A 22974-nucleotide genomic window follows, 5' to 3' on the forward strand; every position below is an offset into this window, starting at 1 on the left:
CGAAAACAGGGTGCCGTAGCGCACCTGCGCAGGCAGGAGGGCTGACCCCATGGTATCGCGCGTAATCCCCGTTGATCCTTTCGACCTTGTTATTTTCGGCGCGACCGGCGACCTTGCCCGGCGCAAGATTCTGCCCGGTCTGTTTCACCGCTTTACCGTCGGCCAGATGCCGGAGGCCGCGCGGATCGTCGGCGCGGCCCGTTCCGAGCTTGATGCCGATGCCTTCCGCAAGATGATCCGCGACAGCCTACTGGAGTTCGCCCCCAAGCTGGCCCAAGAGAGTGCCGCCTTGGAGCGGTTCCTTGGCATGGTGCATTACGTGCGCGTGGATGCGTCGGGCGATGCGGGCTGGGCGGATCTCAAAGACCTGATGCGCGATGATGTCGTGCGGGCCTTCTACCTCTCGGTCTCGCCGTCGCTCTTCGGCACGATTGGTGGCAAGCTGCATGATCACGGCATCGCCACAGCCGAGAGCCGCATCGTCGTCGAAAAGCCCTTTGGCCATGATTTGGAAACCGCGCAGGCTCTGAACGCCGACCTGCGTGCCAATTTCGACGAGAGCCAGATTTACCGGATCGACCATTACCTTGGCAAAGAGACGGTGCAGAACCTCATGGCGCTGCGTTTCGCCAATGCGCTGTGGGAGCCGCTGTGGAATTCCACCCATATCGACCATGTGCAGATCACCGTGTCCGAAAGCCTCGGTGTCGAAGGGCGGGGCGAATACTACGATAAATCGGGCGCCATGCGCGACATGGTGCAGAACCATCTGATGCAACTGCTGTGTCTGACGGCGATGGAGCCGCCCTCGCGCTTTGACCCCAACGCGGTGCGCGATGAGAAGGTGAAGGTGATTGAAGCGCTGGAGCCTGTGGCGCAGAAGGACATTGCTCGCGGCCAGTACCGCGCCGCCAATGGCGCGGGCAGCTATCGCGCCCATGCGGGCGACCCCGACAGCCGCACCGAAAGCTTTGTCGCGATGAAGGTGAAGATCGCCAATTGGCGGTGGGCGGGCACGCCGTTCTACCTGCGCACGGGCAAGAAACTGCGCGGGCGCAGTTCCGAGATCGCGGTGATCTTCCGCGACCCGCCGCATATGATCTTCCCCGCGACAGAGGGGCATAAGGGCAACGCCCTGATCATCCGGTTGCAACCGGATGAGGGCATCACCCTGCGCAACACCATCAAAGACCCCGGCCCCGGCGGCATGCGTCTGGCCGAAGTGGCGCTGGATATGACCTTTGCCGATGCCTTGGGCGAGCAGGGCACCCCGCAGGACGCCTATGAGCGGTTGATCATGGATGTGATCCGCGGCGATCAGACGCTCTTCATGCGCGGGGACGAGGTCGAAGCCGCTTGGGCTTGGGCCGATCCGATCATTCACGGCTGGGAAGAGACCCGGCAACCTCCGTATCCCTATGACCCCGGCAGCTCCGGCCCCGAAGAGGCGCTGATGCTGATGCACCGCGACGGCCGCCGCTGGCGCGAGATCACACGAAAGGACGAGACATGACCCTGCATTCCACGATTGACCGCGTCACCGACCGTATCATCGCCCGCAGCGAGGCGACCCGGCGGCCCTACCTCGACCGGATGGAAGCCGCCCGCGCCAAGGGTCCGGCCCGCGCGCATCTGTCTTGTAGCGGGCAGGCCCATGCCTATGCCGCCTCTGGCGCGGATAAGGACCGGCTGGCGACCACCAGCGCGGGCAACCTCGGGATCGTGACGACCTATAACGACATGCTTTCGGCGCATCAGCCGTTTGAGCGCTACCCCGATCTGATCCGCGACGCCGTGCGGGCGGCGGGCGGCACTGCGCAGGTCGCGGGCGGGGTTCCCGCCATGTGCGACGGGGTGACCCAAGGCGAAGCGGGGATGGAACTGTCGCTTTTCTCGCGTGATGTGATCGCCTTGGCGGCCTCGGTGGCGCTCAGCCACAACACATTTGACGCGGCGGTTTTCCTTGGGGTCTGTGACAAGATCGTGCCCGGGCTGGTGATCGCGGCGCAGGCTTTCGGCCATTTGCCAGCCGTCTTCCTGCCCGCCGGGCCGATGGAAAGCGGGCTGTCGAATGATGAGAAGGCCAAGGTGCGCCAGCAATTCGCCGCGGGCGAAGTCGGGCGCGACGCGCTGATGGCCGCCGAGATGGCCGCCTATCACGGGCCGGGCACCTGCACCTTTTACGGCACTGCCAACACCAACCAGATGTTGATGGAGTTCATGGGGCTGCACCTGCCGGGGGCGAGCTTTGTGCCGCCAAATGGGCTGCTGCGCGATGCGCTGACCCAGGAAGGCGCGAAACGCGCGCTGGCGCTGAGCGCTTTGGGCAATGATTACACGCCCGTCGCCTCGGTTTTGGATGAAAAGGCTTTCGTGAACGGGATCGTCGGGCTCAACGCCACGGGCGGGTCGACCAACCTGCTGATCCACCTCATCGCCATGGCGCGGGCCGGGGGGATCATTCTGGATTGGGAGGATTTCTCGGACATCTCCGATGTCACGCCGCTGCTGGCGCGGGTCTATCCCAACGGTCTGGCGGATGTGAACCATTTCCACGCCGCCGGGGGGCTGGGCTATATGATCGGCGAATTGCTCAACTCCGGCCATCTGCACCCCGACACACTGACCGTCGCCGGGCAGGGGTTGGAGCATTACATCGCCGAGCCGAAGCTAAAGGGCGAGGGTCTGGTCTGGGAGAAGGGCGCAGGCGAGAGCCTGAACGAGAAAATCCTCCGGCCCGCCAGCGATCCTTTCCAGCCCACCGGCGGGCTGCGCCGCATGGCCGGGTCGCTCGGCACTGCCTGTATGAAGGTCTCTGCCGTGGCGCCCGAACATCACGTTATCGAAGCCCCGGCGCGAGTCTTTGCGGATCAGAACGAGGTGAAGGCGGCCTTCAAGGCCGGAGAGCTGACCGGCGATCTGGTTGTCGTCGTCCGTTTCCAAGGGCCCAAAGCCAACGGCATGCCCGAGTTGCACAGCCTGACGCCGCTTCTGTCGATCCTTCAGGGGCGCGGTCAGAAGGTGGCGCTGGTCACCGATGGGCGCATGTCGGGCGCGTCGGGCAAGGTGCCTGCGGCGATCCACGTCAGCCCCGAGGCGGTCGACGGCGGCCCCATCGCGCGGGTGCAAGATGGCGATCTGCTGCGGGTTGATGCCGTGGCAGGGACGCTTGACGTGCTGGCCGAAGAATTCGACGACCGCTCCAACGTCACCGCTGATCTTTCTGCTTATCATGCCGGGACGGGGCGCGAGTTGTTCGCTATGTTCCGCGACACCGTCGGTTCTGCTACCACCGGCGCAACCATTTTTGGAGGCTGATCCATGACCCTTACTGCAAAAGACGCCAGCGGTCGCACCCGTGAAATCTGTGCGCTTGCCCCGATCGTGCCCGTGTTGGTGATCGAAGATGTCGCCGACGCCCGGCCCTTGGCCGAGGCGCTGGTCGCGGGCGGGCTGCCTGCTTTGGAAGTGACCCTGCGCACCCCCGCCGCCCTCGACGCGATCGCCGCCATGGCCGAGGTTGCGGGCGGCCACGTGGGGGCGGGGACGCTGGTCACCCCCGAAGACGTGCGCGCGGCGAAACGGGCGGGGGCGACCTTTGGCGTCTCGCCCGGTGCCACCGATGCGTTGATCGCGGCCTGCGAGGAGGAAGAGCTTCCCCTCTTGCCCGGCGCCGCCACGGCGAGCGAGGCGATGCAGTTGTTCGCGCGCGGCTATGAAATGCTGAAATTCTTCCCCGCCGAAGCTTCGGGCGGTGCGCCTGCGCTCAAGGCCATCGGCGCGCCCCTGCCGCAGATCACCTTCTGCCCGACGGGCGGTGTCAGCCCCGACAATGCGGAAAGCTACCTGAGCCTGCCCAACGTGCTTTGCGCAGGCGGCAGCTGGGTCGCGCCGAAGAAACTGATCGATGCCGGGGACTGGGCCGGGATCGAAGCGCTGGCCCGCGCCGCAGCGCAATTGGGCAAGGCCGGTTAACCCCGGAAGAGGGCCGAGCGCAGGCTTTCCGTTGCCCCCCAGAGGGCCGCGGAAAGCCTGACGCCACCAACCCCTTGCTGGCTGGGCGAACTTATCTCTATATTGACTTTAGTTTACGCGCGCAGCGTTTCGTTAAGGGAGGGTTAAGATGGGCCAGCAGAAGATCCGCAATATGGAGGAGTTTGCCGCCGTGAGCGGCATTTCGCGGCCCACCCTGTCGAAATACTTTAACGATGCCGACAGCGTGCGGCGCTCGACCCGGGAGCGGATTGAAGCGGCGCTGAGCCAGTATGACTATCGCCCGAACGTCTATGCGGTGAACCAGAACCGCCGCAAAACCCGCAACATCGGCGTGGTCGTGCCCAACCTCGCCGACCCGTTCTTTTCCGAGATTGGCCGCGAGGTGGAACTGGCCTGTCTGGCCGAGGGCTATAGCCCGATTTTGCTCAGCTCGCACGGCAACCCGGTGCAGGAGCGCGCCAATCTCGACTCGCTTCGGGCGCTGAAACCGGCGGGCGTGCTGCTGGCGCCCTTCGGCAAAGCCTCGGACCGTGACGAGATCGCGCGCTTTTGCAAGGATGTGCCGGTGGTGACCTTTGACGCCAATGTCGAAGGGGTTTGCGAGGCTTTCGTCGGCACCGACAACTTCCAAAGCGTTGATTTGATCGTCGAATATCTCTGCCGCAGCGGTGAGCCGCCCTGTTTTTTCGAGATGAAGACCCCCAGCAACCCCAACGCCAACAAGCGCCGCCAAGCCTATCTGGAAGCGATGGAGCGGCACGGCTTTGCACCACATATCCATCAGGTGCCGGGGGAGGGCTGGAACTTTGAAGAGATCGGCGCGACCGAGGGTGGCAAGCTGATCTCGGCGGGGGCGTTCGAGACGGATACGGTGCTCTGCTCGAACGACCGTCTGGCCATCGGGATGCTCTCGGCGGCCTATGGGATGGGGCTACGCGTGGGGCATGGCAAGGATTGCGCCATGCGGATCGCGGGGCAGGACGACCACCCGTTCTCGCGCTATACTTGCCCGCCGCTGACCACCATCGCACAGGATTACGGGGCCATCGCGAATCGTGCCGCCAGTACCCTGTTTCGCATCATCGAAAGCGAAACCCGGCTGACCGAGCGCGAAGAGTCACTGTTTGACGGCAAGCTGGTGATGCGCACCTCTGCCTAAGTCATTGAGTTCGCAAGTTGCTCAGAAAATAGTTATCGCGCGTAAAATTTAATTTGACTGCGCGTTGCGTAGGTCGTTAGTCTCGGTGCATCATCTATAGAGGGAGGAACTATCGATGTTCTGCGATAAATCACTTTACGCCGCGACGGCTTTGGGCCTGATCATGGCGGGCGGCGCGGTTGCCGAGACGATCACCATCGCCACCGTCAACAACGGCGACATGATCCGCATGCAAGGCTACACCGACAAATTCACCGAAGAGACCGGCCACGAAGTGGAGTGGGTCACTTTGGAAGAGAACGTGCTGCGCCAGCGCGTCACCACCGACATCTCGACCAAGGGTGGCTCTTTCGACATCATGACCATCGGCATGTATGAGACGCCGATCTGGGGCGCGAACGGCTGGCTGGTGCCGCTGGACGACCTCAGCGATGAATACGACGCAGACGATATCCTGCCCGCCATGGCCGGTGGTCTGAGCCATGACGGCACGCTTTATGCGGCACCGTTCTACGGCGAAAGCTCTATGATCATGTACCGCACCGATCTGATGGAAAAAGCCGGCATGGAAATGCCGAAAGACCCGACATGGGAATTCATCCGCGAAGCCGCCGCCGCCATGACCGATCGTCAGAACGACATCAACGGCATCTGCCTGCGCGGCAAGGCCGGTTGGGGCGAGGGCGGTGCGCTGATCACGGCGATGTCCAACTCCTTTGGCGCGCGCTGGTTCGATGAAGACTGGAATGCCCAGTTCGACACCGAGGCATGGGCCAACACGATCAACTTCTACAAAGACCTGATGGATGAAAGCGGCCCGGCGGGCTATGCCTCCAACGGGTTCAACGAGAACCTCTCGCTGTTCCAGCAGGGCAAATGCGGCATGTGGATCGACGCCACCGTGGCGGCGTCTTTCGTGACCAACCCTGACGATTCCACCGTGGCTGACAAGGTTGGCTTTGCGCTGGCACCGGACACGGGCCTTGGCAAACGCTCCAACTGGCTCTGGGCATGGGCGCTGGCAATCCCGGCGGGCACTCAGAAAGAAGATGCCGCAAAAGAGTTCATCGAATGGGCCACCTCGAAAGACTACATTGAGATGGTTGCCGAGAACGAAGGTTGGGCAAACGTTCCTCCCGGCGCGCGCAAGTCGCTCTATGAGAACCCCGAGTACCAGAAAGTACCCTTCGCGCAGATGACACTCGACTCGATCCTGTCGGCTGATCCTGAGAACTCCACCGTCGATCCGACGCCTTACGTCGGTGTGCAATTCGCCGCGATCCCCGAGTTTGCAGGCATCGCGACCGACGTGAGCCAAGAGTTCTCTGCCGCCTATGCCGGTCAGCAGACCGTCGAAGAGGCGCTTGAGAAGGCCCAAGACCTGACCAACGACGCAATGGAAGCTGCAGGCTACCGCTAAGCCGCCGCTTCCACGGCTCAAAGGGCGGCGACCACCGCCGCCCTTTTCCGCCCCACCACCTGATATGATACCCTTCACCTAACAGCGGCATCCGCCGCCGGCAGAGGAGATGTGCCCGATGGCTACCCAACATTCCCGATCAGCGGCACGCCTGATGATGGCCCCTGCGGTGGTCTTGCTCCTTGGATGGATGCTCATCCCGCTGACCATGACGCTCTATTTCTCTTTCAAGAAATACCTGCCGATGCGCGGCGGCGATCTGGGCTGGGTGGGGTTCGACAACTATGTGCGCTTCGTCACCTCCAGCTCTTTCTGGCCCTCGGTGATGACCACGCTGATCATCGTTGGCGGTGTGCTGGCGATCACGGTCTGCCTCGGCATCCTGCTTGCCCTTCTGTTGAACCAGCCGATGTGGGGTCAGGGCTTTGTCCGCATCCTTGTCATCGCGCCCTTTTTCGTCATGCCCACCGTGTCGGCTTTGGTGTGGAAGAACATGTTCATGGACCCGAACTATGGCCTGTTCGCGCATCTGTGGGAGTTTTTTGGCGCCACCCCGGTGCAATGGATGAGCCAAGCTTCGCTGTCGTCGATCATCATCATCGTATCCTGGCAATGGCTGCCCTTCGCGACGCTGATCCTGCTCACCGCGATCCAGTCGCTCGACCGCGAGCAGCTTGACGCCGCCGAGATGGACGGCGCGCCGGTGACCAAACGTTTCGCCTATATCACCCTGCCGCATCTGGGCCGCGCGATCACCGTGGTGATCCTGATCCAGACGATCTTTCTCTTGTCGATTTTCGCGGAGATTTTCGTGACCACGGGCGGGGCCTTCGGCACCAAAACACTGACCTATCTCATCTTCCAGCGCGTGCTGGAGAGCCAGAACATCGGCCTCGGATCGGCGGGCGGTGTCTATGCAATCATTCTCGCCAATATCGTCGCCATCTTCCTGATGCGCATCGTCGGCAAGAACCTGGACGCCTGAGGAGGAGACATCATGGCACGCGCAGTCACAAGGCAACGCAAGATCGTCAACACGGCCCTCGCTTGGGGCATCGGTTTCCTGATCTTCTTCCCCATCCTTTGGACCATCCTCACCAGCTTCAAGACCGAAGCACAGGCCATCGCCGATCCGCCGATCTTCCTCGGCTTCGACTGGACGCTGGCGAATTACGAGGCGGTTCTGGAACGGTCGAACTACGGGCGCTTCCTGTGGAACTCCATCGTCATCGCGGGCGGCTCGACCATCCTTGGCATCCTGATCGCGGTGCCTGCCGCATGGTCGATGGCCTTCGTCCCCGGCAAGCGGACCAAGGATATCCTGCTCTGGATGCTCTCGACCAAGATGCTGCCCGCGGTGGGCGTGCTCTACCCGATCTATCTGCTCTGCATCCAGTTCGGCGTGCTCGACAGCAAGATCGCACTGGTCATCATCCTGATGCTCATCAACCTGCCGATCATCGTCTGGATGCTCTACACCTACTTCCGCGAAATCCCCGGTGAGATTTTGGAAGCGGCACGGATGGATGGGGCAAGCCTGCGCGAAGAGGTGCTTTACGTCCTCACGCCCATGGCGGTGCCGGGCATTGCCTCCACCCTGCTGTTGAACTTCATCCTCGCATGGAACGAAGCCTTCTGGACGCTAAACCTCACCGCGGCCAAGGCCGCACCGCTCACCGCCTTCATCGCGAGCTATTCCAGCCCCGAAGGCCTTTTCTACGCCAAGCTCAGCGCGGCCTCCACCATGGCCATCGCGCCAATCCTCATCCTCGGCTGGTTCAGCCAGAAACAACTCGTCAGCGGCCTGACTTTCGGCGCAGTCAAGTAAGCAAGGGACAGTCACATGGGACAAATTAAACTCAATCAGGTTTCCAAAAGCTTCGGCGATGTGGAAGTCATTCCGCCCCTTGATCTGACCATCGAAGATGGCGAGTTCACGGTCTTTGTCGGCCCCTCGGGCTGCGGTAAATCAACCCTGCTGCGGCTGATCGCGGGCCTGGAGGACATCACCTCGGGCCATATCGAGATCGACGGCACCGATGCGACTAACGTGCCACCCGCGAAACGGGGTCTGGCGATGGTGTTCCAATCCTACGCGCTTTATCCGCATATGTCGGTGCGCAAAAACATCGCCTTTCCGATGAAGATGGCCGGGCTGCCCGTGGATGAGCAGAACCGCCGGATTGAAGCGGCTGCCAAGGCGCTGAACCTGACCGACTATCTTGACCGCCGTCCGGGCCAATTGTCAGGCGGTCAGCGCCAGCGGGTCGCCATTGGCCGTGCCATTGTGCGGGAGCCTTCGGCGTTCCTTTTCGACGAGCCGCTGTCGAACCTCGACGCCGCGCTACGGGTGGGGATGCGTCTTGAGATCAGCGAGCTGCACAAGCGGCTGGCCACGACGATGATCTACGTCACCCACGATCAGGTCGAAGCGATGACCATGGCCGACAAGATTGTCGTGCTGCGGGCGGGCCATATCGAACAGGTCGGCTCCCCGCTTGAGCTTTACTACAAGCCGCGCAACGAATTCGTCGCGGGCTTCATCGGCTCGCCCAAGATGAACCTGATCAAGGGCGCCGAAGCCGAAGCGCGTGGCGCGCCGACCATCGGCATCCGGCCCGAGCATTTCGATGTCTCCACCACCGAAGGCGCATGGGAGGGCACCATCGGCGTGGCCGAGCATCTGGGCTCCGACACCTTCTTGCACGTCCATGGCGTGGCGGGCTGCGACCCGATGACCGTGCGCGTGGATGGCGAATTGTCGGTCCGACATGGGGACCGGATTTTCCTGACCCCGCAGGCGGACAAGCTCCACCGGTTCGACGCGCAGGGCCTTCGGGTCGAGTAATGCAAGCGGCAGGAATGACAGGCCGACCCCCGTACCCTTTCCCCGGTGCGCGGCCCTTTAAGGATGTGGATCATGGATAAACTGGTAGACCTCTCGAACGCGACGCTGGGTGATCTCGACATCGCCCACCCCAGCTATGACCGCAGCGCCCTGACCCCCGGTATCGTGCATATCGGCGTAGGCAATTTCCACCGCGCGCATCAAGCGTGGTATCTGCATCGTTTGATGCAGAACGGCCAAGCGCATGACTGGGCGATCCTCGGCGCGGGCGTGCGCCCCTATGATGCGGCCATGCGCGAGAAGCTCTTGGCGCAGGACTGTTTGACGACGCTGATCGAACTCGACCCCGCGCAGACCTCGGCCGAGGTGGTGGGGTCCATGATCGACTACCTGCCGATCGAAGAGGGCAACGGCGCCCTGATCCGCGCCATGACCGATCCGGCCATTCGCATCGTCGGGCTGACCGTCACGGAGAGCGGCTATTACATCGACCCGGTGAGCAAGGGGTTCGACGCGACCCATGCCGATATCATCCATGACGCGGCCCATCCCGAAACCCCGCGCACCGCCTTTGGGGCCATCGTCGCGGCCCTGCGGCTGCGCCGCGATGCGGGGCAGGGGCCGTTCACCGGGCTGAGCTGTGACAATCTGCAAGGCAACGGCGATATCCTGCGCCAAGCGGTCGTGTCGCTGGCGCGCATGTCCGACCCGGCGCTGGCCGATTGGATCGAGGCAAACGCCAGTTTCCCCAACTCCATGGTCGATTGCATCGCCCCGGCCACCGGCCCCGCCGAGATCGCACAGGCGCGGGAGTTCGGCGTGAACGACGCCGCCCCCGTCACCCATGAAGCCTTCCGCCAATGGGTGATCGAGGACGACTTCTGCGCGGGCCGCCCGGATTGGGATCAGGTGGGGGCCACCTTCTCGGACGAGGTGCACGCCTATGAGAAGATGAAAATCCGCATCCTCAACGCGGGCCATCAGGTCTTGGCCAATGTCGGTGAGGTGCTGGGGATCGAGACGATTTCCGGCACTATGGCCCATCCGGCGATCCGCGCGATGTTCCACCGCGTGCAGGCCGAAGAGATCACCCAGACGGTCGCCCCGGTGCCGGGCATGACGCCGCTTGCCTATCTCGACCTGATCGAACAGCGCTTCTCGAACCCGCGCATCGTCGACACCACCAGCCGCGTCGCCTTTGACGGCTCGGCGCGGCACACCGGTTTCGTGCTGCCGATCTTGCGCGATCAACTGGCGGCGGGGCGTTCGGTCAGTGGTTTGGCCTTGGTCGAAGCGCTCTGGGCGCGGATGTGTGCAGGCACGCGGGAAAACGGCACCGAGATTGCGGCAAACGATCCGATCTGGGACGAGCTGAAAGCTGTGGCGCAGACTGCACGCACGCGGCCCGTGGCATGGTTGGAGCAAGACCGTCTTTATGGCGATCTCGCGCAGGCCGAAGGCTTCCGCGACGCCTTTGTTGCTTGGCTCACGCTCATTTGGGACGAGGGCGCCGTCGCGGCGATGGATGCCTATACGCAGGCTGATCAGAGCAGCGGTCGCGCCAGCAAGGTAGGCTAACGGTTAGCTCTGGTCGGGCTTCAAGAACCCGACCAGCAGCGCCGACAGGGCCACCATGATCGCCGCTGCCCCCAGCATCAGGGGCAGCCCGCCGATCTGATAGCTCAGCCCCGACATCAGCGTGCCCAAGAGCCGCCCGGCGGCATTGGCCATGTAGTAAAACCCCACATCCATCGTCACCCGCTCAGCCTTGGTGAAAGAGAGGATGAGGTAGGAATGCAGCGATGAGTTTACCGCAAAGACCGCGCCAAAGGCCAAGAGGCCGATCACAAGCGTCACGGTGAGCCAGCCCTGCGGCCCGTCGCTGAACAGCGCCGCCAGCGTCAGCGCCGCGGGCACGGCGGCAAGCGACCATGCCCAGCCCTTCGCGGCTGAGATCAGGTCTCCTGCCGGGCGGGATTTCGCGCGGAGCAGGCGTGGGGCGTAGATTTGCACCAACCCGTAGAGGATCACCCAGACCGCCATAAAGGTGCCGATCATGAAAAAGGCCGCGCGGTTGCTTTCCTCCGTGCCATCCGAGAGGACTGCGTAGAAATAGATCGGGATGCCCACCACGAACCACACGTCCCGCGCGCCGAAGAGAAACACCCGCGCCGCGCTGAGCCAGTTCACATTGGCGGATTTTGAGAAGACCTCCGAGAACTTCGCCCCCTTGCGGCCCTTGGGCAGGCCGGGCGGCATGGCGGTCAGCACGGCAATCAGGATCAGCGCAAGGATCGCCGCCATCCCGAGCACCGCCCAGACAAAGCCAAGCGTCGCCAGCAAAGCCGCGCCGAGCAGAAAGCCCAAGCCCTTGACCATGTTCTTGGAGCCGGTCAGCAGCGCCACCCAGCGAAACAGCCCGCCATCCTCAGCCGGGGCGAGCAGTTTGACAGCGGATTTCGATGACATCTTGGCCAAATCCTTGGCCACGCCGCTGGCCCCCTGCACCAGCATGACGAAAACGACCGAGGCGCCAACCGCCCATGTGGGGTCAAGCTGCGCCAGCGCCAGCAGCGCCACGATCTGCAACCCCAGCCCGGCATAGAGCGTCGAGGCCAGCCCGAAGCGCGCCGCGATCCAGCCCGCGCAGAGGTTGGTAATGACGCCCGCGATCTCATACAGCACAAAAAGATAGGCCAGTTGCACCGGCGAAAAGCCAAGCCGGTGGAAATGCAGCAACACCAACATGCGCAACGCGCCATCGGTCAGCATGAAGGCCCAATAGGCCGCCGTGACCGCGATATAGGCCGAAAGCCCCTCGGGGCGGGTCGCGCTCTCGCTCACAGGCTTGCCCCGACCATCAGCGCCACATCGACCAGACGGTGGGCATAGCCCATCTCATTGTCGTACCACGCGTAGATTTTCACCTGTGTGCCGTTCACGACCATGGTCGAGGGCGCATCGACGATGCTTGAGCGCGTGTCGTTGGTGTAATCGGTTGAGACAAGCGGGCGTTCCTCATAGCCGAGGATGTCTTTCAACTCTCCTTCGGCGGCGGCTTTGAACAGGGCGTTTACCTCTTCCACCGTCGTTTCACGCTCTACCTCAAACACGCAATCGGTCAGCGAGGCGTTGAGCAGCGGCACCCGTACCGCATGGCCGTTCAGGCGGCCTTTGAGTTCGGGATAGATCAGCGTGATCGCCGTGGCGCTGCCCGTGGTCGTCGGGATCAGGGAGTTCAGGGCCGAACGCGCGCGGCGCAGGTCCTTGGCAGGGCGGTCGACGATGGTTTGTGTGTTGGTCACATCGTGGATCGTGGTGATGGAGCCATGTTTGATCCGCAGCGCCTCATGGATGACCTTCACCACCGGGGCGAGGCAGTTGGTCGTGCAGCTTGCCGCCGTGACGATCCGGTGCCGGCCGGGATCATAGACGTTGTCATTGACGCCATAGACGATATTGGCGGCATCGCCGTCTTTCACCGGGGCCGAGATCACCACTTTCTTCACCCCCGCTTCGAAATAGGGGGCGAGCTTTGCCGCGGTTTTGAAAACGCCGGTGCAATCTATCACCACATCCACCCCGTCGAGCGGCAGCGCGCCAAGGTTGCGGGTGCCGATGAAGGGCAGGCGGGTGCCGTTGATCGTCACGCTGTCGGCGTCATGGGCGAAATCGGCTTGCCAGCGTCCGTGGACCGTGTCGAATTCTAGCAGATGGGCGTGCATTTCCGGGTCGCCCACCGCATCGTTGATCCATGCAATCTCGGCCCCTTGGTCCAGCAGCGGTTTCAGGGCGAGCTTGCCGATGCGGCCAAGGCCGTTGATCGCGTAGGTGGTCATGCGGGAGTTCCTTCTTTGTCGGTTTGGCCAGCGTCATCCAGCGCCTTTTGCAGCGAGATACGGTCGAGCGAGGTCAGTGGCAGGCTGGTAAAGCCCAACATTCGGTTGCGCAGCGTGCCATAGGCTTGCTGAAAGGCGAGGCTCTTTTCGGCGTCGGAGCCTTCGACCTTGACCGGATCGGGCAGGCCCCAATGCGCGGTGATCGGCTGACCGGGCCATGTGGGGCATTCTTCGTTAGCCGCTTGATTGCAAACGGTAAAAACGAAATCAAAACCGGGCGCGTCTTCGCTCTGAAACTCAGAGATATGTTTCGACCGCAGCTGCGCCACGTCATGGCCCTTTTGCTTGAGCACTTCTACGGCGAAGGGGTTCAATGCGGATTGTGGCCGCGTGCCTGCGGAGTAGACGTTGAAACGGTCCGCCGCGAGGTCGCGCAGGATGCTTTCGGCAAAGATCGACCGGGCGGAGTTGCCGGTGCAGATGAACAGGACGTTGAACTTGTCGTCGGTCATGGGAGCGTTTCCATCTGAAGAGGTGAGGGGGAGGCAAATCTCTGGCCGCCCGCGGCAGCAGTCGTTCAGCAGGTAGCCGATGGTGTCCCGCGCGGCCTCGATATCGATCGCATAGCGCAGAGATGTGCCCTGCCGTTCTTGGCTTACCAACCCCGCCTGCATCAGCGCGCCGATATAGGTCGAGAGGGTGTTGGGCTTGAGGCCGAGCGCCTGCGCCAGTTCGGTCGCGGGCACCCTGTCAGGGTAGCGGCGCATGAGCAGCCGAAACAGCGCGAGGCGCTGCGGATGGCCGAGGGTGGCAAGGCGGTTAGGGATCACTTGTTCCATAATTCATGAATTACAGAATTAATAAGCTTTGCGCCAGTGAAGTTTTTGTAACAGCGTCAAATCGCCTGCGCCCGTATCGCCCCTATCCACCGCGATTCATCGAAACCTATAAATATTACCAGCTTTACAGATGCGCCCGGGCGCGCGCAGTCAAGATGCGCCGGAAATTTAATCAAACTATAACAAATGCTTGAAGATCGACGGCGCGAATCTTGCTATCCGAGTTTGCGGCTGTGCTGAATGGCCGTCAGACATAAGATGCGCGCTCAGGCTGACGCGACCTTTTGACAGGGCCTGCCATTTGGCTCTGTTTCGGTCCCCGCTTTCGGAAGCTGCGCCCCTGTCCGCTGTGTTGGACAATCGTGTTTTTGTAAGGGGCGCATTGGTTTTCGGGCGGGGGCCGCTTTATGCTCTGCACCGCTTCGCGGGCAGGCGGACGTGCCGACCTTTCGTCGGGCGGGCCTTTCGGTTGACCCTTGGTCATCGGGACAAAATTGCAACGTTTTGGCCCGTTTCCCCTATTCCGAGAAATCATTCGACGGCGGGCATGTTCCCTCACTGGTTGAGGTGCCCTAACTGAATGCTCAGTTTTTAATCACATGAGCTTTTGAACGCCGCCCTATGGTGACACCGCTTTCCGACCGCTACCTCCTATTGAAAGAACAGCGCCCCGACATCAAACCCGCCGAGATGTTGCAGGTCTTGGCGCAGGATATGGGGCTGAACAACCTGTCCTATCTGGGGTTTCACAAGACCGGCGCCAGTGGCAGTGATCCGGTCATTCACTCGACCTATGATCCCGCTTGGCTGACGCGCTACCAAGAGGAAAACTACCATCTGATCGACCCGGTGGTCGACAAATCCCTCGAAGGTACCCTGCCGGTGGATTGGAGCGAGCTGCCCAAGGTCGACCGGACCACGCGCAATTTCTTTGGCGAGGCGATGGAGTTCGGCGTGCGCCAGAACGGTGTGTCGATCCCCATTCGGGACCACGCACATGGCAAAGCGGTGCTGACGCTGAACTCTGACCTGCGCATTCACGAATGGCGCAAGTACAAGCGCGGGATCATCGCCGATGCGATCTATCTGGGCTGTCTGATCCAAAGCGATATGGTGGCGGATATCGCCCCCGCCGCGCCGGGGCCACGGCTGAGCAACCGTGAGAAGGAAGTGCTGAAATGGGCCGCGGTGGGCAAAACGGCATGGGAGACGGCGCAGATCATGACGGTGGCGGCCAGCACGGTGAACCATCACCTTTATAACGCCTGCGCCAAGCTGGACGTGACCAACAAGACCCATGCGGTGGCCAAGGCGATCCGTGCGCAGATCATCACGATCTGACCGGGCGGGGCAGGGCTTGGCGGCGGCTTCGCCGCGCGGTAAGCCGCCCGCAACATAGGAGAGCGATATGGAACTGCGCGACAAACGTATTTTGGTCACCGGCGGCAGCGACGGGATCGGGCGCCACATCTGTCTGAAACTGGCAGAGACGGGTGCGCGGCTGGCCATTCTGGGCCGGGATGAGACACGTCTTCAGGCCGTGGCCGAAGCCTGCCGAGCCGCTGGCGCGGCAGAGGCGGTGGGGCTGACCTGCGATCTGCAAGACCCTTCGGCGATCGACCAGACCGCCGCGCAGGTGGTGGACCGTTTTGGCGGCTTGGACATCCTGATCAACAACGCAGGGATTTGGCACAAGGCAGGGCCGCTCGACACGATTGCGCGCGAGATGGTGCAGGCCACGGTGCAGACGAACCTGACCGGCCTGATGCAGATGACACAGGCCACGCTGCCCGCGCTGCGCGACAATGACGAGGCGATCATCCTCAATGTCGTCTCCAAATCCGGTGTCGTGGCGCAGGCGGGGCAGTCGGTCTATACGGCCACGAAATACGGCGTGCGCGGTTTTACCGAGGTGCTGAAGGCGGATGAGGAAAACACCGGCGTGCGGGTGGGCGGGCTGTATCAGTCGGGCACCAATACCGGCATGTTCGCCAAGGCCGGAGAGGACGTGCCGAACCATATTTTCACCGAGCCGGATGATCTGGCCGATGTGGTGGTCTTTGTCCTGTCCCGTCCGCCGAAACTGTGGATCCACGATATCCGTATCGAACTTTAAGCGCAGGCGCGGGGCTTAATCGGTGCTTTGCAGCGCGCTTGGGGCCGCTTGCTGGGCGGTCTCTGCCTCGGCCCCGATGCCGAATTCGACGTGGAAGGTCGATCCGACGCCTACTTCGCTTTCGTAAAACAGATCCCCCGCCATCTGCCGCGCCAGTTGGCGGGAGATATGCAGGCCGAGGCCGGAGCCTTGGGTCGATTTCTGCCCGTCGTCGTCAAGCTGCCCGAAGCGGCCAAAGACCTTTTCCTCCATCCCCTCGGGAATGCCGCGCCCATGATCGCGGATCGAGACCCGCACGCGCCCGTTGTTGGTGGTCAGCGTGCCCTCGACCGTGTCGCCCACATTTGAGAATTTCACCGCGTTCGAGATCAGGTTGTCGACGACCTGCCGGATGGCAAAGGCATCGCCCAAGACAACGGCGGGCTGGCCGACACTGCCGATATCCAGCCGCACGCCGCGCTCATGGGCATACATGCGGTTTTCTTCGATGCTTTCGCGGAGCAGGGCGGGCAGGTCGACCGGCAGCCATTCGAGCGAAAGCGCCTGCACCTCAAGCTTTTGCACCAGCAGGATATTATCGACCAACCGCGACAGGCGCACCCCGTTGCGATGGGCAATGTCGAGCGAGGAGCGCAGCGGGCCTTTGATCTCTCCCAGCTTGCCGCTGAGGGCCAAAGCCAAGCCGCCTTTCAATGAGGTCAGCGGCGTGCGCAGCTCATGGCTGACGACTGAGATGAATTCATCTTTGGCGCGGTTCGCCTCATCCGCCTCTTTCAACGCGCGCTCTAGCGCCGTGGTGGTGGCGATCCGGTCGGTGACATCGACGAAAGTAACGCTCCAGCCGATGGCGGGGCCTGCGGGGGCGAGGGGGTTTTCGATGGGCTGAACGCGCGGCTCATAAAGCCGTTCGTTGCAGGAAATATGGGCCGAGGCGTTCTGGGCCGTCTGCGCTTCGATCCCGGCGATCAGATCGTGGCCCAAAGTCGGATCCGCCAAAAGCCGGCTGCGCTTGGCCGCGGCGTTCGAGCGGACAACCTGCCGCCGCGCGTCCAATAGGATGAGCGGTTCGCTCATCGTATCAAACAGGGTCGATTGCCCGACCGAGGGCATGTCCATCGTCTTGTTGGTCACCAAGAGCCACGAGAAGGCGAAAATGCCCAAGGTGAACATGAAGGCGGTCGGATCAAGGCCGACGACAGTAAAACCAAGCAGCGCATAGGCCGCGTTCGCGCCCAATGGGATCAGCGTGATCACCACCAGCATCGTCAGCAGCGGCCAAGCGGCCCGTTTCGCGCGAAAGAACGCCCGGCCCAGCCCGATGAGCGTCGCCATCACGAAGCAATAGAGCACCGCAAGAACGAGGAAATACCCCGGCCCATGTTCAAAGGTGATCTGATCGTCGCCCGGCTGAAGCGCGGTCTCGGCGGTATAGATCAGGTGGTGCCAATCGTTCGTCGCGGCAAGGCCGAAGGCCGCAAGCGGCACGGCAATCAGGGCCAGAAGGCTCACCCACCCGCGCGACCGGCTGGAGGGGCCGACATATTCGAAGATAAAGAAAGACCACGCCACCGGCACCAGCCCATGCCCCAGCCACGCAAGCTGCGCCTGTTGCATCTGGCAGTCGTAGGCGGGCGTTGCCGCTTCGGCCCCGACCATCATCAGGGTCCAGATCATCCCCAAAAAGGTGAGCGCATAGTAAATTTTGCCATGGAACTCTTGGAACTTGAGCGTCCAAAAGGCGACAGCTGCGGCGATCGTGCTGACGGCGAGCACGGTCCAATAGACCGGGTCGAGCATCAGCCCTTGGAAACACGTTAGCATGGCGGAAATACCTATGAACCAAAATGAATGTGCGCAGACCAGCATTAAAATACGGCGCAAGTTTGGCGCTGTAGTGACGTATTATGGCCGGTAAATGCAACCCTTGGATGTGAATCGCTCTTTTTAGTACCGCCATCCCCGTGGTTTGCTCGCTGTGATTCCCCGCCCGGGCCGGGGCGAAAGGGCGCTTAGAACGGGGATCGCGGCGCCCTCAACGGCAGGGGAGGGCGGCGGTCCATCGGTTGGCGTGCCGCCTGCGCCCTTTGGGCCGGACTGGAGTTTCATCAGATGAAATTACCGCCAAAAAGAACGCACTCGAACACTGTTTCGACGCAATCCTTGCGCAACACTTGCCTCATTATCTTGAGGTTTAATAATGCTGACAGTGGCTCATTCTATGCACTCTGACCATGATATGATGCTGGTCTTGCTTGCCGCGCTCTTGTGCGTATTCGGCAGCTGGGTAATCGCAAACCTTTACCGGCATGCGCTCAAACAGAAGCCGCGGCAGGCGTTACTTTGGTATTTCCTGACCGCCGTGACCTCGGGCATCGCCATCTGGTGCACGCATTTCATCGCTATGTTGGCCTATCAGCCTGACGCGCCGGTAAGCTTTGATTTCGGGCTAACCTTCGTGTCGCTGTTGATCGCGATTATCGGCTCTACGGTCGGCATTTTGATCGCGGGGATGTTCCGTCAGAGGGTCACGACCGTGATTGGCGGGGTGATCTTGGGGCTGTCGATCTCGGCCATGCATTACACCGGGATGGTCGCCTATCGGATCGAGGGGGTCATCTTTTGGGACAAGACCTATCTCGTCGCCTCGGTTCTGCTGGCCATGGTGCTATCGACTGTGGCCTTGTTCTTTGGCGCGCAAAACGGGAAATACGCCACGGGCAAGATGACGGGCAGCTTTGCGCTGGCGATCATCGGGCTGCATTTCACCGGCATGGCCGCCTTTCACGTGACGCCGACCTGTTTGACCGGTCATAGCAACCCGGATGAATTCAGATTGCTGGCGATGGTCATCGCGGGGACGGCTGCGATGATCGTAATGGGCGGGCTTTTCACCTATTTCATCGAAAACCGCACCCGGATGGAGAACATCGTCGAGCTGCGCCAAGCGCGGGATGAGGCCCGCGATGCCAGCCGCGCCAAGTCGGAGTTCATGAGCGTTCTGAGCCATGAGCTGCGCACGCCGCTGACCATCATCAACGGCTACGCCAGCTTCCTGACCAACCTCAAAGGCCATACCATGGCCAAGCTGAAACCGAACGAGCCGATCTCAAAGGTGCATTTCGATGAGTTGGGCGACCAGACAGAGCGCTACGGCGGGCGTATCAAATCGGCGGGCGACCATCTGCTGACCATCATCAATGAGCTGCTTGACTATACGAGCATTGAATTCCGTGAAGCTCAACAGAACCTCTTTTGCGGCGGGCGATTTGCTGGCCGAATTGGCAGAGCAATTTCAGGGGCTGGCCAAGGAAAAACAGGCGATGCTGGAAATCGAATATGATGAATTTGACGTTTTCGCCGACCGGGGGCGCTGCAAACAGATCCTGATCAATCTCTTGGGCAACGCGCTGAAGTTCTCTTCGGCCTCCAGCATTCGCATGCGCGCCAAGCAGGTCGGCGATACATGCCGGCTTGAGGTCGAAGACAATGGTTGCGGGATGCCGGCGGAGGATTTGCAGCGGATTTTCCAAGCCTTCATTCAAGCGGAAACAGCCAACAAAAGCGCCGATGGCGGCACTGGTCTTGGTCTTGCGATTAGCAAAAAGCTCGCCGCCGCGCATGAGGGGGACATCCGGGTAGAGAGCACCGTTGGCATCGGGACGAAGTTCACCGTCGATCTGCCCCTCTGCGCCTCGGAAATCGCGGCAGAGGAAGCGCTTGTGGCCGCGTGATCGGCCCCTTCCCAATTCGGGGCGGGGTCTCTTCCTCTGAATACGCCAATCGAGTAAGCGAATGCGCGCGGTTTTAATTCAATTGGCACGCCTCAGGGTGCTGCGGCTTGAATAGAGGCGCAAAAGCGCCAATCGTAAAAAGACGCGCCATTTATGCGCGTCATTCATTACCTGAGTTCTTAGCTTGCCGAATAATTGAGCGGTCCATCATTTGCTGCGGCGCGTCGCCATATCGCTGCTTAACTTATATCAAGGAGGCTGCGCTTTTCTGTTCAAAGTTAAGGGGATATGGTGGCCAGAGGGATTGAAGGAAGTTTATAGGGAAGAATATGGGTGGTGAAAGATCGGCGAACGGTAGCGTGTCGAGATCTGCAATTTTTGCGGCATCCCCCCATGGGTATCTCGTTCTAGATACCGATTTGAAGATTATCGACGTGAATGACCGGTACCTATTCATCACCGGGTCAAAAGCGGAGGACCTCGTCGGGAAACATCTGTTCGACGCTTTCCCGGATGACCCTTCCGACGCGACGGCAGATGGCACCAATAATCTGGGCAAATCGCTTGAGATCGTCGCCGCCACGGGCAAACAGCACCGCATGGCCGTGCAGAAGTACAATATTCCCATTCGCGACAGCGCCGACGGGGCCTTTGAAGAGAAATATTGGCAACCGTTGAACACGCCCGTGTTCGAAGATGGCAAGCTGATCGCGCTGATCCACCATGTCGAGGATGTCACCTCGGAATTTATCGGTCGCCGTGATCAGGCGATACGGCTCAATCTAGCTAAGCAGGTGTCGGGGATCGGCTATGGCGAGTTGGACCTTCAGACGGGGACCGCGAATATCTCGCAGGAATTGGCCAATCTTTTCGGCTATGCCGATACCGAGGGGACAATCCCCATGGCCAAGCTGTTCCGGCGTATCCATCCAGATGATCTGGCGCATGTGAACCAAAGCTTGGGCGAAACGATGGCCAATGATGCCACGGTGAACGCCGATTATCGGATCGTCTTGCCCAATGGGGAAACCCGGTGGCTGAACACGCGTGGTGAAGTTCTTTTCGAACATGACAAGCCCGCGCGGTTCATCGATGCCACCCTCGATCTGACCCATTCCAAGAAGCGCGAAGAGGTCTTGCAGAAGACCCTGACCGAGCGTGACAAGCTTCTTGAGCAGAAGGAAACACTGCTTGGCGATGTGAACCACCGGATCAAGAACAGCCTGCATCTGGTGTCGAGCATTCTGCGTCTCGAAGCCGCGTCGGTGGACGATGCGTCTGTGAAACACAGCCTGCAACAGGCCTCGCTCCGGGTGCATGCGGTAAGCTCCGTCCATGAACTTATCTATAAATCGCATAACGTTACCCATGTGGATGTCGGTGAATACATCCCGCAGCTTGTCGATTTCCTTTCAGCCAGTACCGAGACCGATAGCAAGCAGATCGAGACTGTCGTCGACGCGCAGTCGGTCACCGTGCCGACCGATTTGGCGATCAACCTTGCGCTGCTGATCAATGAGCTTGTGACCAACGCGCATAAACATGCATTCGTCGCGCGGGAACAGGGCAGGGTTGATGTTCGTTTGCATCAAGAGGGAGACCTTTTGACGTTAACGGTGTCGGACGATGGGATCGGCAACGCGGAGAGTGTAGGTAGGGTCGGTCTCGGTTCGAAGATCGTGGCGGGCATTGTCGGCCAGCTTGGGGCGACGATGGATAAGAGGGCAACAGAGCATGGTTATTGCGTTGAAATTGAGGTTCCCATGCCCGCCGGGTGATGCCCGGTGAATATTCTGATTGTCGAAGACGAATTCTTGATTGCCTTGGACCTTCAGATGCAGCTCGAACAGCTTCAACATTCCGTCCTTGGCCCGGTCAAGGATTTCGCGACCTGCCGGGAGGTGGTGGCGCAGACCCGGCCCGATCTGGCCTTCATGGACCTGCGGCTCGCCAATGGCGATTCCGGTGAAGAGGTGGCGCAGTGGCTGCTGGCGGAGCACAACATCCGCTGCGTCTTCATGAGCGGCAATCTGGACGATCTCACCCAGCAGCGGCTAAGCGCGCTTGAGCCTGTCGCCATGCTTGGCAAGCCGACCTTCCCGCACCTAATCGCCGCGGCGATCGAGGATTTTTCGCGCGCGTAGGTGGGGAGGGTCTAGGCGTAGAGGAAAGTGGCGCTCCCTGAAGGATTCGAACTCTTATCTTACCCACTTTTCTCGAGTGTGTGTGTAATAATGGCTCGGAAGGCCTTTATAGATGGCTGCTCTTCCCAATTGCGATAACATTTTAAAGTGTATGGGGATACACATTAACACGCCGGTTTCGAAGTTGGTGGCTGCAGGAGCTTCGGGAGGCGGTCGAACATCCATGATTCAGAGCATTTTTGCGCTTTACAGTATTGGCATAGTTAAAGATCTACTTCAGTCTTTTCGCCAAAGGGTAGAAGAAGGCGCGCAAATGAAGATCGAATCTCAGGACCAGACAGTAGAAGCGTTGTTAAAAGGAACGGTGTTTGAGATCCCCAGTTTTCAGCGCCCATACTCGTGGGAGATGGATCACATAAACAAGTTTTGGGACGACATCCTCGAGAATATTGCTGAGACATACTTCATTGGCTCTATGGTGGTTTATAAAGGTGATCGGTCGAAAGTGTTTGTCGTAGATGGTCAACAACGTCTAACTACGATTGCGATCTTGCTCTGCGCCCTAAGAGAAGGGTTTAAGAACATAGGTGCGACGGATCTCGCGAATGGCATACAATCATATATTCAGCAACGTGATCGGGATGCACGAACAGTTTACGTCCTGAAGACTGAGACGAGTTTTCCTTACCTTCAGGAAGAGGTTCTGAAAGACGGCCCTGCAACTATCACAACCAGGTTTGGCGATGAGGAGAGAGTGTTGATTGTCACTGAGAGCTGACCCGGTATTTTCACCGAGATTTGACCCACCCTCAGTTATGCGTCGTGGTTTATGACGCGGTCAATGTTTTGGCTCCTTTCGTGTTTTCTTTGCAGCCTCAGCGC

The 22974-nt window shown here is 60.7% G+C and carries 20 protein-coding genes; 16 read left to right on the forward strand and 4 right to left on the reverse strand.

Annotation, left to right across the window (positions count from 1 at the left end):
• Window positions 1-49 precede the first annotated feature (49 nt).
• From zwf to HKX24_RS15325, 9 genes are all read left to right on the forward strand, one after another.
• Window positions 50-1513, forward strand: a complete 1464-nt coding sequence (gene zwf / locus HKX24_RS15285) for a glucose-6-phosphate dehydrogenase (protein WP_271692266.1) — start codon at window positions 50-52, stop codon at window positions 1511-1513.
• Window positions 1510-3318 carry a phosphogluconate dehydratase gene (gene edd, locus HKX24_RS15290; RefSeq protein WP_271692264.1) on the forward strand — a complete coding sequence of 603 codons (1809 nt, stop codon included), beginning with the start codon at window positions 1510-1512 and terminating at the stop codon, window positions 3316-3318. Before zwf ends, edd begins: the two co-directional genes overlap by 4 nt.
• A gap of 3 nt (window positions 3319-3321) precedes the next feature.
• Window positions 3322-3975, forward strand: a complete 654-nt coding sequence (eda, locus tag HKX24_RS15295) for a bifunctional 4-hydroxy-2-oxoglutarate aldolase/2-dehydro-3-deoxy-phosphogluconate aldolase (protein WP_271692262.1) — start codon at window positions 3322-3324, stop codon at window positions 3973-3975.
• Window positions 3976-4123: 148 nt separating this feature from the next.
• On the forward strand, window positions 4124-5155 hold the full coding sequence (locus HKX24_RS15300) for a LacI family DNA-binding transcriptional regulator (protein WP_271692260.1): 1032 nt from the start codon (window positions 4124-4126) through the stop codon (window positions 5153-5155).
• Between the two features lie 115 nt (window positions 5156-5270).
• Window positions 5271-6575 (forward strand): sugar ABC transporter substrate-binding protein, encoded by a 1305-nt coding sequence (locus HKX24_RS15305; protein WP_271692259.1) that lies wholly within the window; start codon window positions 5271-5273, stop codon window positions 6573-6575.
• A 118-nt stretch (window positions 6576-6693) separates the two neighbouring features.
• Window positions 6694-7560, forward strand: coding sequence for a sugar ABC transporter permease (locus tag HKX24_RS15310; RefSeq protein WP_136720472.1), 867 nt, complete (start codon window positions 6694-6696; stop codon window positions 7558-7560).
• 12 nt (window positions 7561-7572) lie between these two features.
• The gene (locus tag HKX24_RS15315; protein ID WP_271692258.1) at window positions 7573-8403 is read left to right on the forward strand and encodes a carbohydrate ABC transporter permease; all 831 of its coding nucleotides are present in this window, start codon (window positions 7573-7575) and stop codon (window positions 8401-8403) included.
• A gap of 15 nt (window positions 8404-8418) precedes the next feature.
• Window positions 8419-9423 carry an ABC transporter ATP-binding protein gene (locus HKX24_RS15320; protein ID WP_271692256.1) on the forward strand — a complete coding sequence of 335 codons (1005 nt, stop codon included), beginning with the start codon at window positions 8419-8421 and terminating at the stop codon, window positions 9421-9423.
• Window positions 9424-9495: 72 nt separating this feature from the next.
• Window positions 9496-11001, forward strand: coding sequence for a mannitol dehydrogenase family protein (locus HKX24_RS15325; RefSeq protein WP_271692254.1), 1506 nt, complete (start codon window positions 9496-9498; stop codon window positions 10999-11001).
• Between the two features lie 3 nt (window positions 11002-11004).
• Here HKX24_RS15325 and arsJ read toward each other — a convergent pair whose 3' ends face one another.
• Genes arsJ through HKX24_RS15340 form a run of 3 tightly spaced genes read right to left on the reverse strand, consistent with a single transcriptional unit; the run spans window position 11005 to window position 14101 of the window.
• The gene (arsJ, locus tag HKX24_RS15330; protein WP_271692252.1) at window positions 11005-12267 is read right to left on the reverse strand and encodes an organoarsenical effux MFS transporter ArsJ; all 1263 of its coding nucleotides are present in this window, start codon (window positions 12265-12267) and stop codon (window positions 11005-11007) included.
• Window positions 12264-13262, reverse strand: a complete 999-nt coding sequence (locus HKX24_RS15335) for an ArsJ-associated glyceraldehyde-3-phosphate dehydrogenase (protein ID WP_271692251.1) — start codon at window positions 13260-13262, stop codon at window positions 12264-12266. Before HKX24_RS15335 ends, arsJ begins: the two co-directional genes overlap by 4 nt.
• A complete protein-coding gene (locus tag HKX24_RS15340) occupies window positions 13259-14101 on the reverse strand; it encodes a helix-turn-helix domain-containing protein (protein WP_271692249.1) in 843 nt (280 codons plus the stop codon). The genes HKX24_RS15335 and HKX24_RS15340 overlap by 4 nt, the downstream gene beginning before the upstream one ends.
• A gap of 621 nt (window positions 14102-14722) precedes the next feature.
• Here HKX24_RS15340 and HKX24_RS15345 point away from each other — a divergent pair.
• Window positions 14723-15442, forward strand: coding sequence for a LuxR family transcriptional regulator (locus HKX24_RS15345; protein ID WP_168612790.1), 720 nt, complete (start codon window positions 14723-14725; stop codon window positions 15440-15442).
• A 67-nt stretch (window positions 15443-15509) separates the two neighbouring features.
• Window positions 15510-16217 carry an SDR family oxidoreductase gene (locus HKX24_RS15350; RefSeq protein ID WP_271692247.1) on the forward strand — a complete coding sequence of 236 codons (708 nt, stop codon included), beginning with the start codon at window positions 15510-15512 and terminating at the stop codon, window positions 16215-16217.
• Window positions 16218-16232: 15 nt separating this feature from the next.
• Here the strand turns inward: HKX24_RS15350 and HKX24_RS15355 are convergent, their stop codons facing one another.
• Window positions 16233-18038 carry a histidine kinase N-terminal 7TM domain-containing protein gene (locus HKX24_RS15355; protein ID WP_271692245.1) on the reverse strand — a complete coding sequence of 602 codons (1806 nt, stop codon included), beginning with the start codon at window positions 18036-18038 and terminating at the stop codon, window positions 16233-16235.
• Between the two features lie 397 nt (window positions 18039-18435).
• On the opposite strand from HKX24_RS15355, the gene HKX24_RS15360 reads away from it, so the two are divergent.
• The 5 genes from HKX24_RS15360 (at window position 18436) to HKX24_RS15380 (ending at window position 22870) form a co-directional block, all read left to right on the forward strand.
• Window positions 18436-19557, forward strand: a complete 1122-nt coding sequence (locus HKX24_RS15360; protein WP_271692244.1) for an MHYT domain-containing protein — start codon at window positions 18436-18438, stop codon at window positions 19555-19557.
• On the forward strand, window positions 19538-19948 hold the full coding sequence (locus HKX24_RS15365; protein WP_271692242.1) for an ATP-binding protein: 411 nt from the start codon (window positions 19538-19540) through the stop codon (window positions 19946-19948). The genes HKX24_RS15360 and HKX24_RS15365 overlap by 20 nt, the downstream gene beginning before the upstream one ends.
• Window positions 19949-20277: 329 nt before the next feature.
• On the forward strand, window positions 20278-21726 hold the full coding sequence (locus tag HKX24_RS15370) for a histidine kinase dimerization/phosphoacceptor domain -containing protein (protein ID WP_276154088.1): 1449 nt from the start codon (window positions 20278-20280) through the stop codon (window positions 21724-21726).
• Between the two features lie 6 nt (window positions 21727-21732).
• Window positions 21733-22092 (forward strand): response regulator, encoded by a 360-nt coding sequence (locus HKX24_RS15375; RefSeq protein ID WP_271692240.1) that lies wholly within the window; start codon window positions 21733-21735, stop codon window positions 22090-22092.
• A gap of 112 nt (window positions 22093-22204) precedes the next feature.
• Window positions 22205-22870 (forward strand): DUF262 domain-containing protein, encoded by a 666-nt coding sequence (locus HKX24_RS15380; RefSeq protein WP_276154089.1) that lies wholly within the window; start codon window positions 22205-22207, stop codon window positions 22868-22870.
• The last annotated feature ends 104 nt before the right edge of the window (window positions 22871-22974 follow it).

Source organism: Sulfitobacter sp. M85 (assembly GCF_029285915.1).
Taxonomy (GTDB): Bacteria; Pseudomonadota; Alphaproteobacteria; order Rhodobacterales; family Rhodobacteraceae; genus Sulfitobacter; species Sulfitobacter faviae.

Bases quoted from the DNA above. Each gene is read 5' to 3' on its own strand.
- HKX24_RS15365 (WP_271692242.1), top strand. From the start codon at position 19,538: ATGCTGGAAATCGAATATGATGAATTTGACGTTTTCGCCGACCGGGGG.
- HKX24_RS15370 (WP_276154088.1), top strand. From the start codon at position 20,278: ATGGGTGGTGAAAGATCGGCGAACGGTAGCGTGTCGAGATCTGCAATT.
- HKX24_RS15340 (WP_271692249.1), bottom strand. From the start codon at position 14,101: ATGGAACAAGTGATCCCTAACCGCCTTGCCACCCTCGGCCATCCGCAG.
- HKX24_RS15335 (WP_271692251.1), bottom strand. From the start codon at position 13,262: ATGACCACCTACGCGATCAACGGCCTTGGCCGCATCGGCAAGCTCGCC.
- eda (WP_271692262.1), top strand. From the start codon at position 3,322: ATGACCCTTACTGCAAAAGACGCCAGCGGTCGCACCCGTGAAATCTGT.
- HKX24_RS15325 (WP_271692254.1), top strand. From the start codon at position 9,496: ATGGATAAACTGGTAGACCTCTCGAACGCGACGCTGGGTGATCTCGAC.
- edd (WP_271692264.1), top strand. From the start codon at position 1,510: ATGACCCTGCATTCCACGATTGACCGCGTCACCGACCGTATCATCGCC.
- HKX24_RS15350 (WP_271692247.1), top strand. From the start codon at position 15,510: ATGGAACTGCGCGACAAACGTATTTTGGTCACCGGCGGCAGCGACGGG.
- HKX24_RS15310 (WP_136720472.1), top strand. From the start codon at position 6,694: ATGGCTACCCAACATTCCCGATCAGCGGCACGCCTGATGATGGCCCCT.
- HKX24_RS15320 (WP_271692256.1), top strand. From the start codon at position 8,419: ATGGGACAAATTAAACTCAATCAGGTTTCCAAAAGCTTCGGCGATGTG.
- HKX24_RS15345 (WP_168612790.1), top strand. From the start codon at position 14,723: ATGGTGACACCGCTTTCCGACCGCTACCTCCTATTGAAAGAACAGCGC.
- HKX24_RS15315 (WP_271692258.1), top strand. From the start codon at position 7,573: ATGGCACGCGCAGTCACAAGGCAACGCAAGATCGTCAACACGGCCCTC.
- zwf (WP_271692266.1), top strand. From the start codon at position 50: ATGGTATCGCGCGTAATCCCCGTTGATCCTTTCGACCTTGTTATTTTC.
- HKX24_RS15305 (WP_271692259.1), top strand. From the start codon at position 5,271: ATGTTCTGCGATAAATCACTTTACGCCGCGACGGCTTTGGGCCTGATC.
- HKX24_RS15355 (WP_271692245.1), bottom strand. From the start codon at position 18,038: ATGCTAACGTGTTTCCAAGGGCTGATGCTCGACCCGGTCTATTGGACC.
- HKX24_RS15360 (WP_271692244.1), top strand. From the start codon at position 18,436: ATGCACTCTGACCATGATATGATGCTGGTCTTGCTTGCCGCGCTCTTG.
- HKX24_RS15300 (WP_271692260.1), top strand. From the start codon at position 4,124: ATGGGCCAGCAGAAGATCCGCAATATGGAGGAGTTTGCCGCCGTGAGC.
- HKX24_RS15380 (WP_276154089.1), top strand. From the start codon at position 22,205: ATGGCTGCTCTTCCCAATTGCGATAACATTTTAAAGTGTATGGGGATA.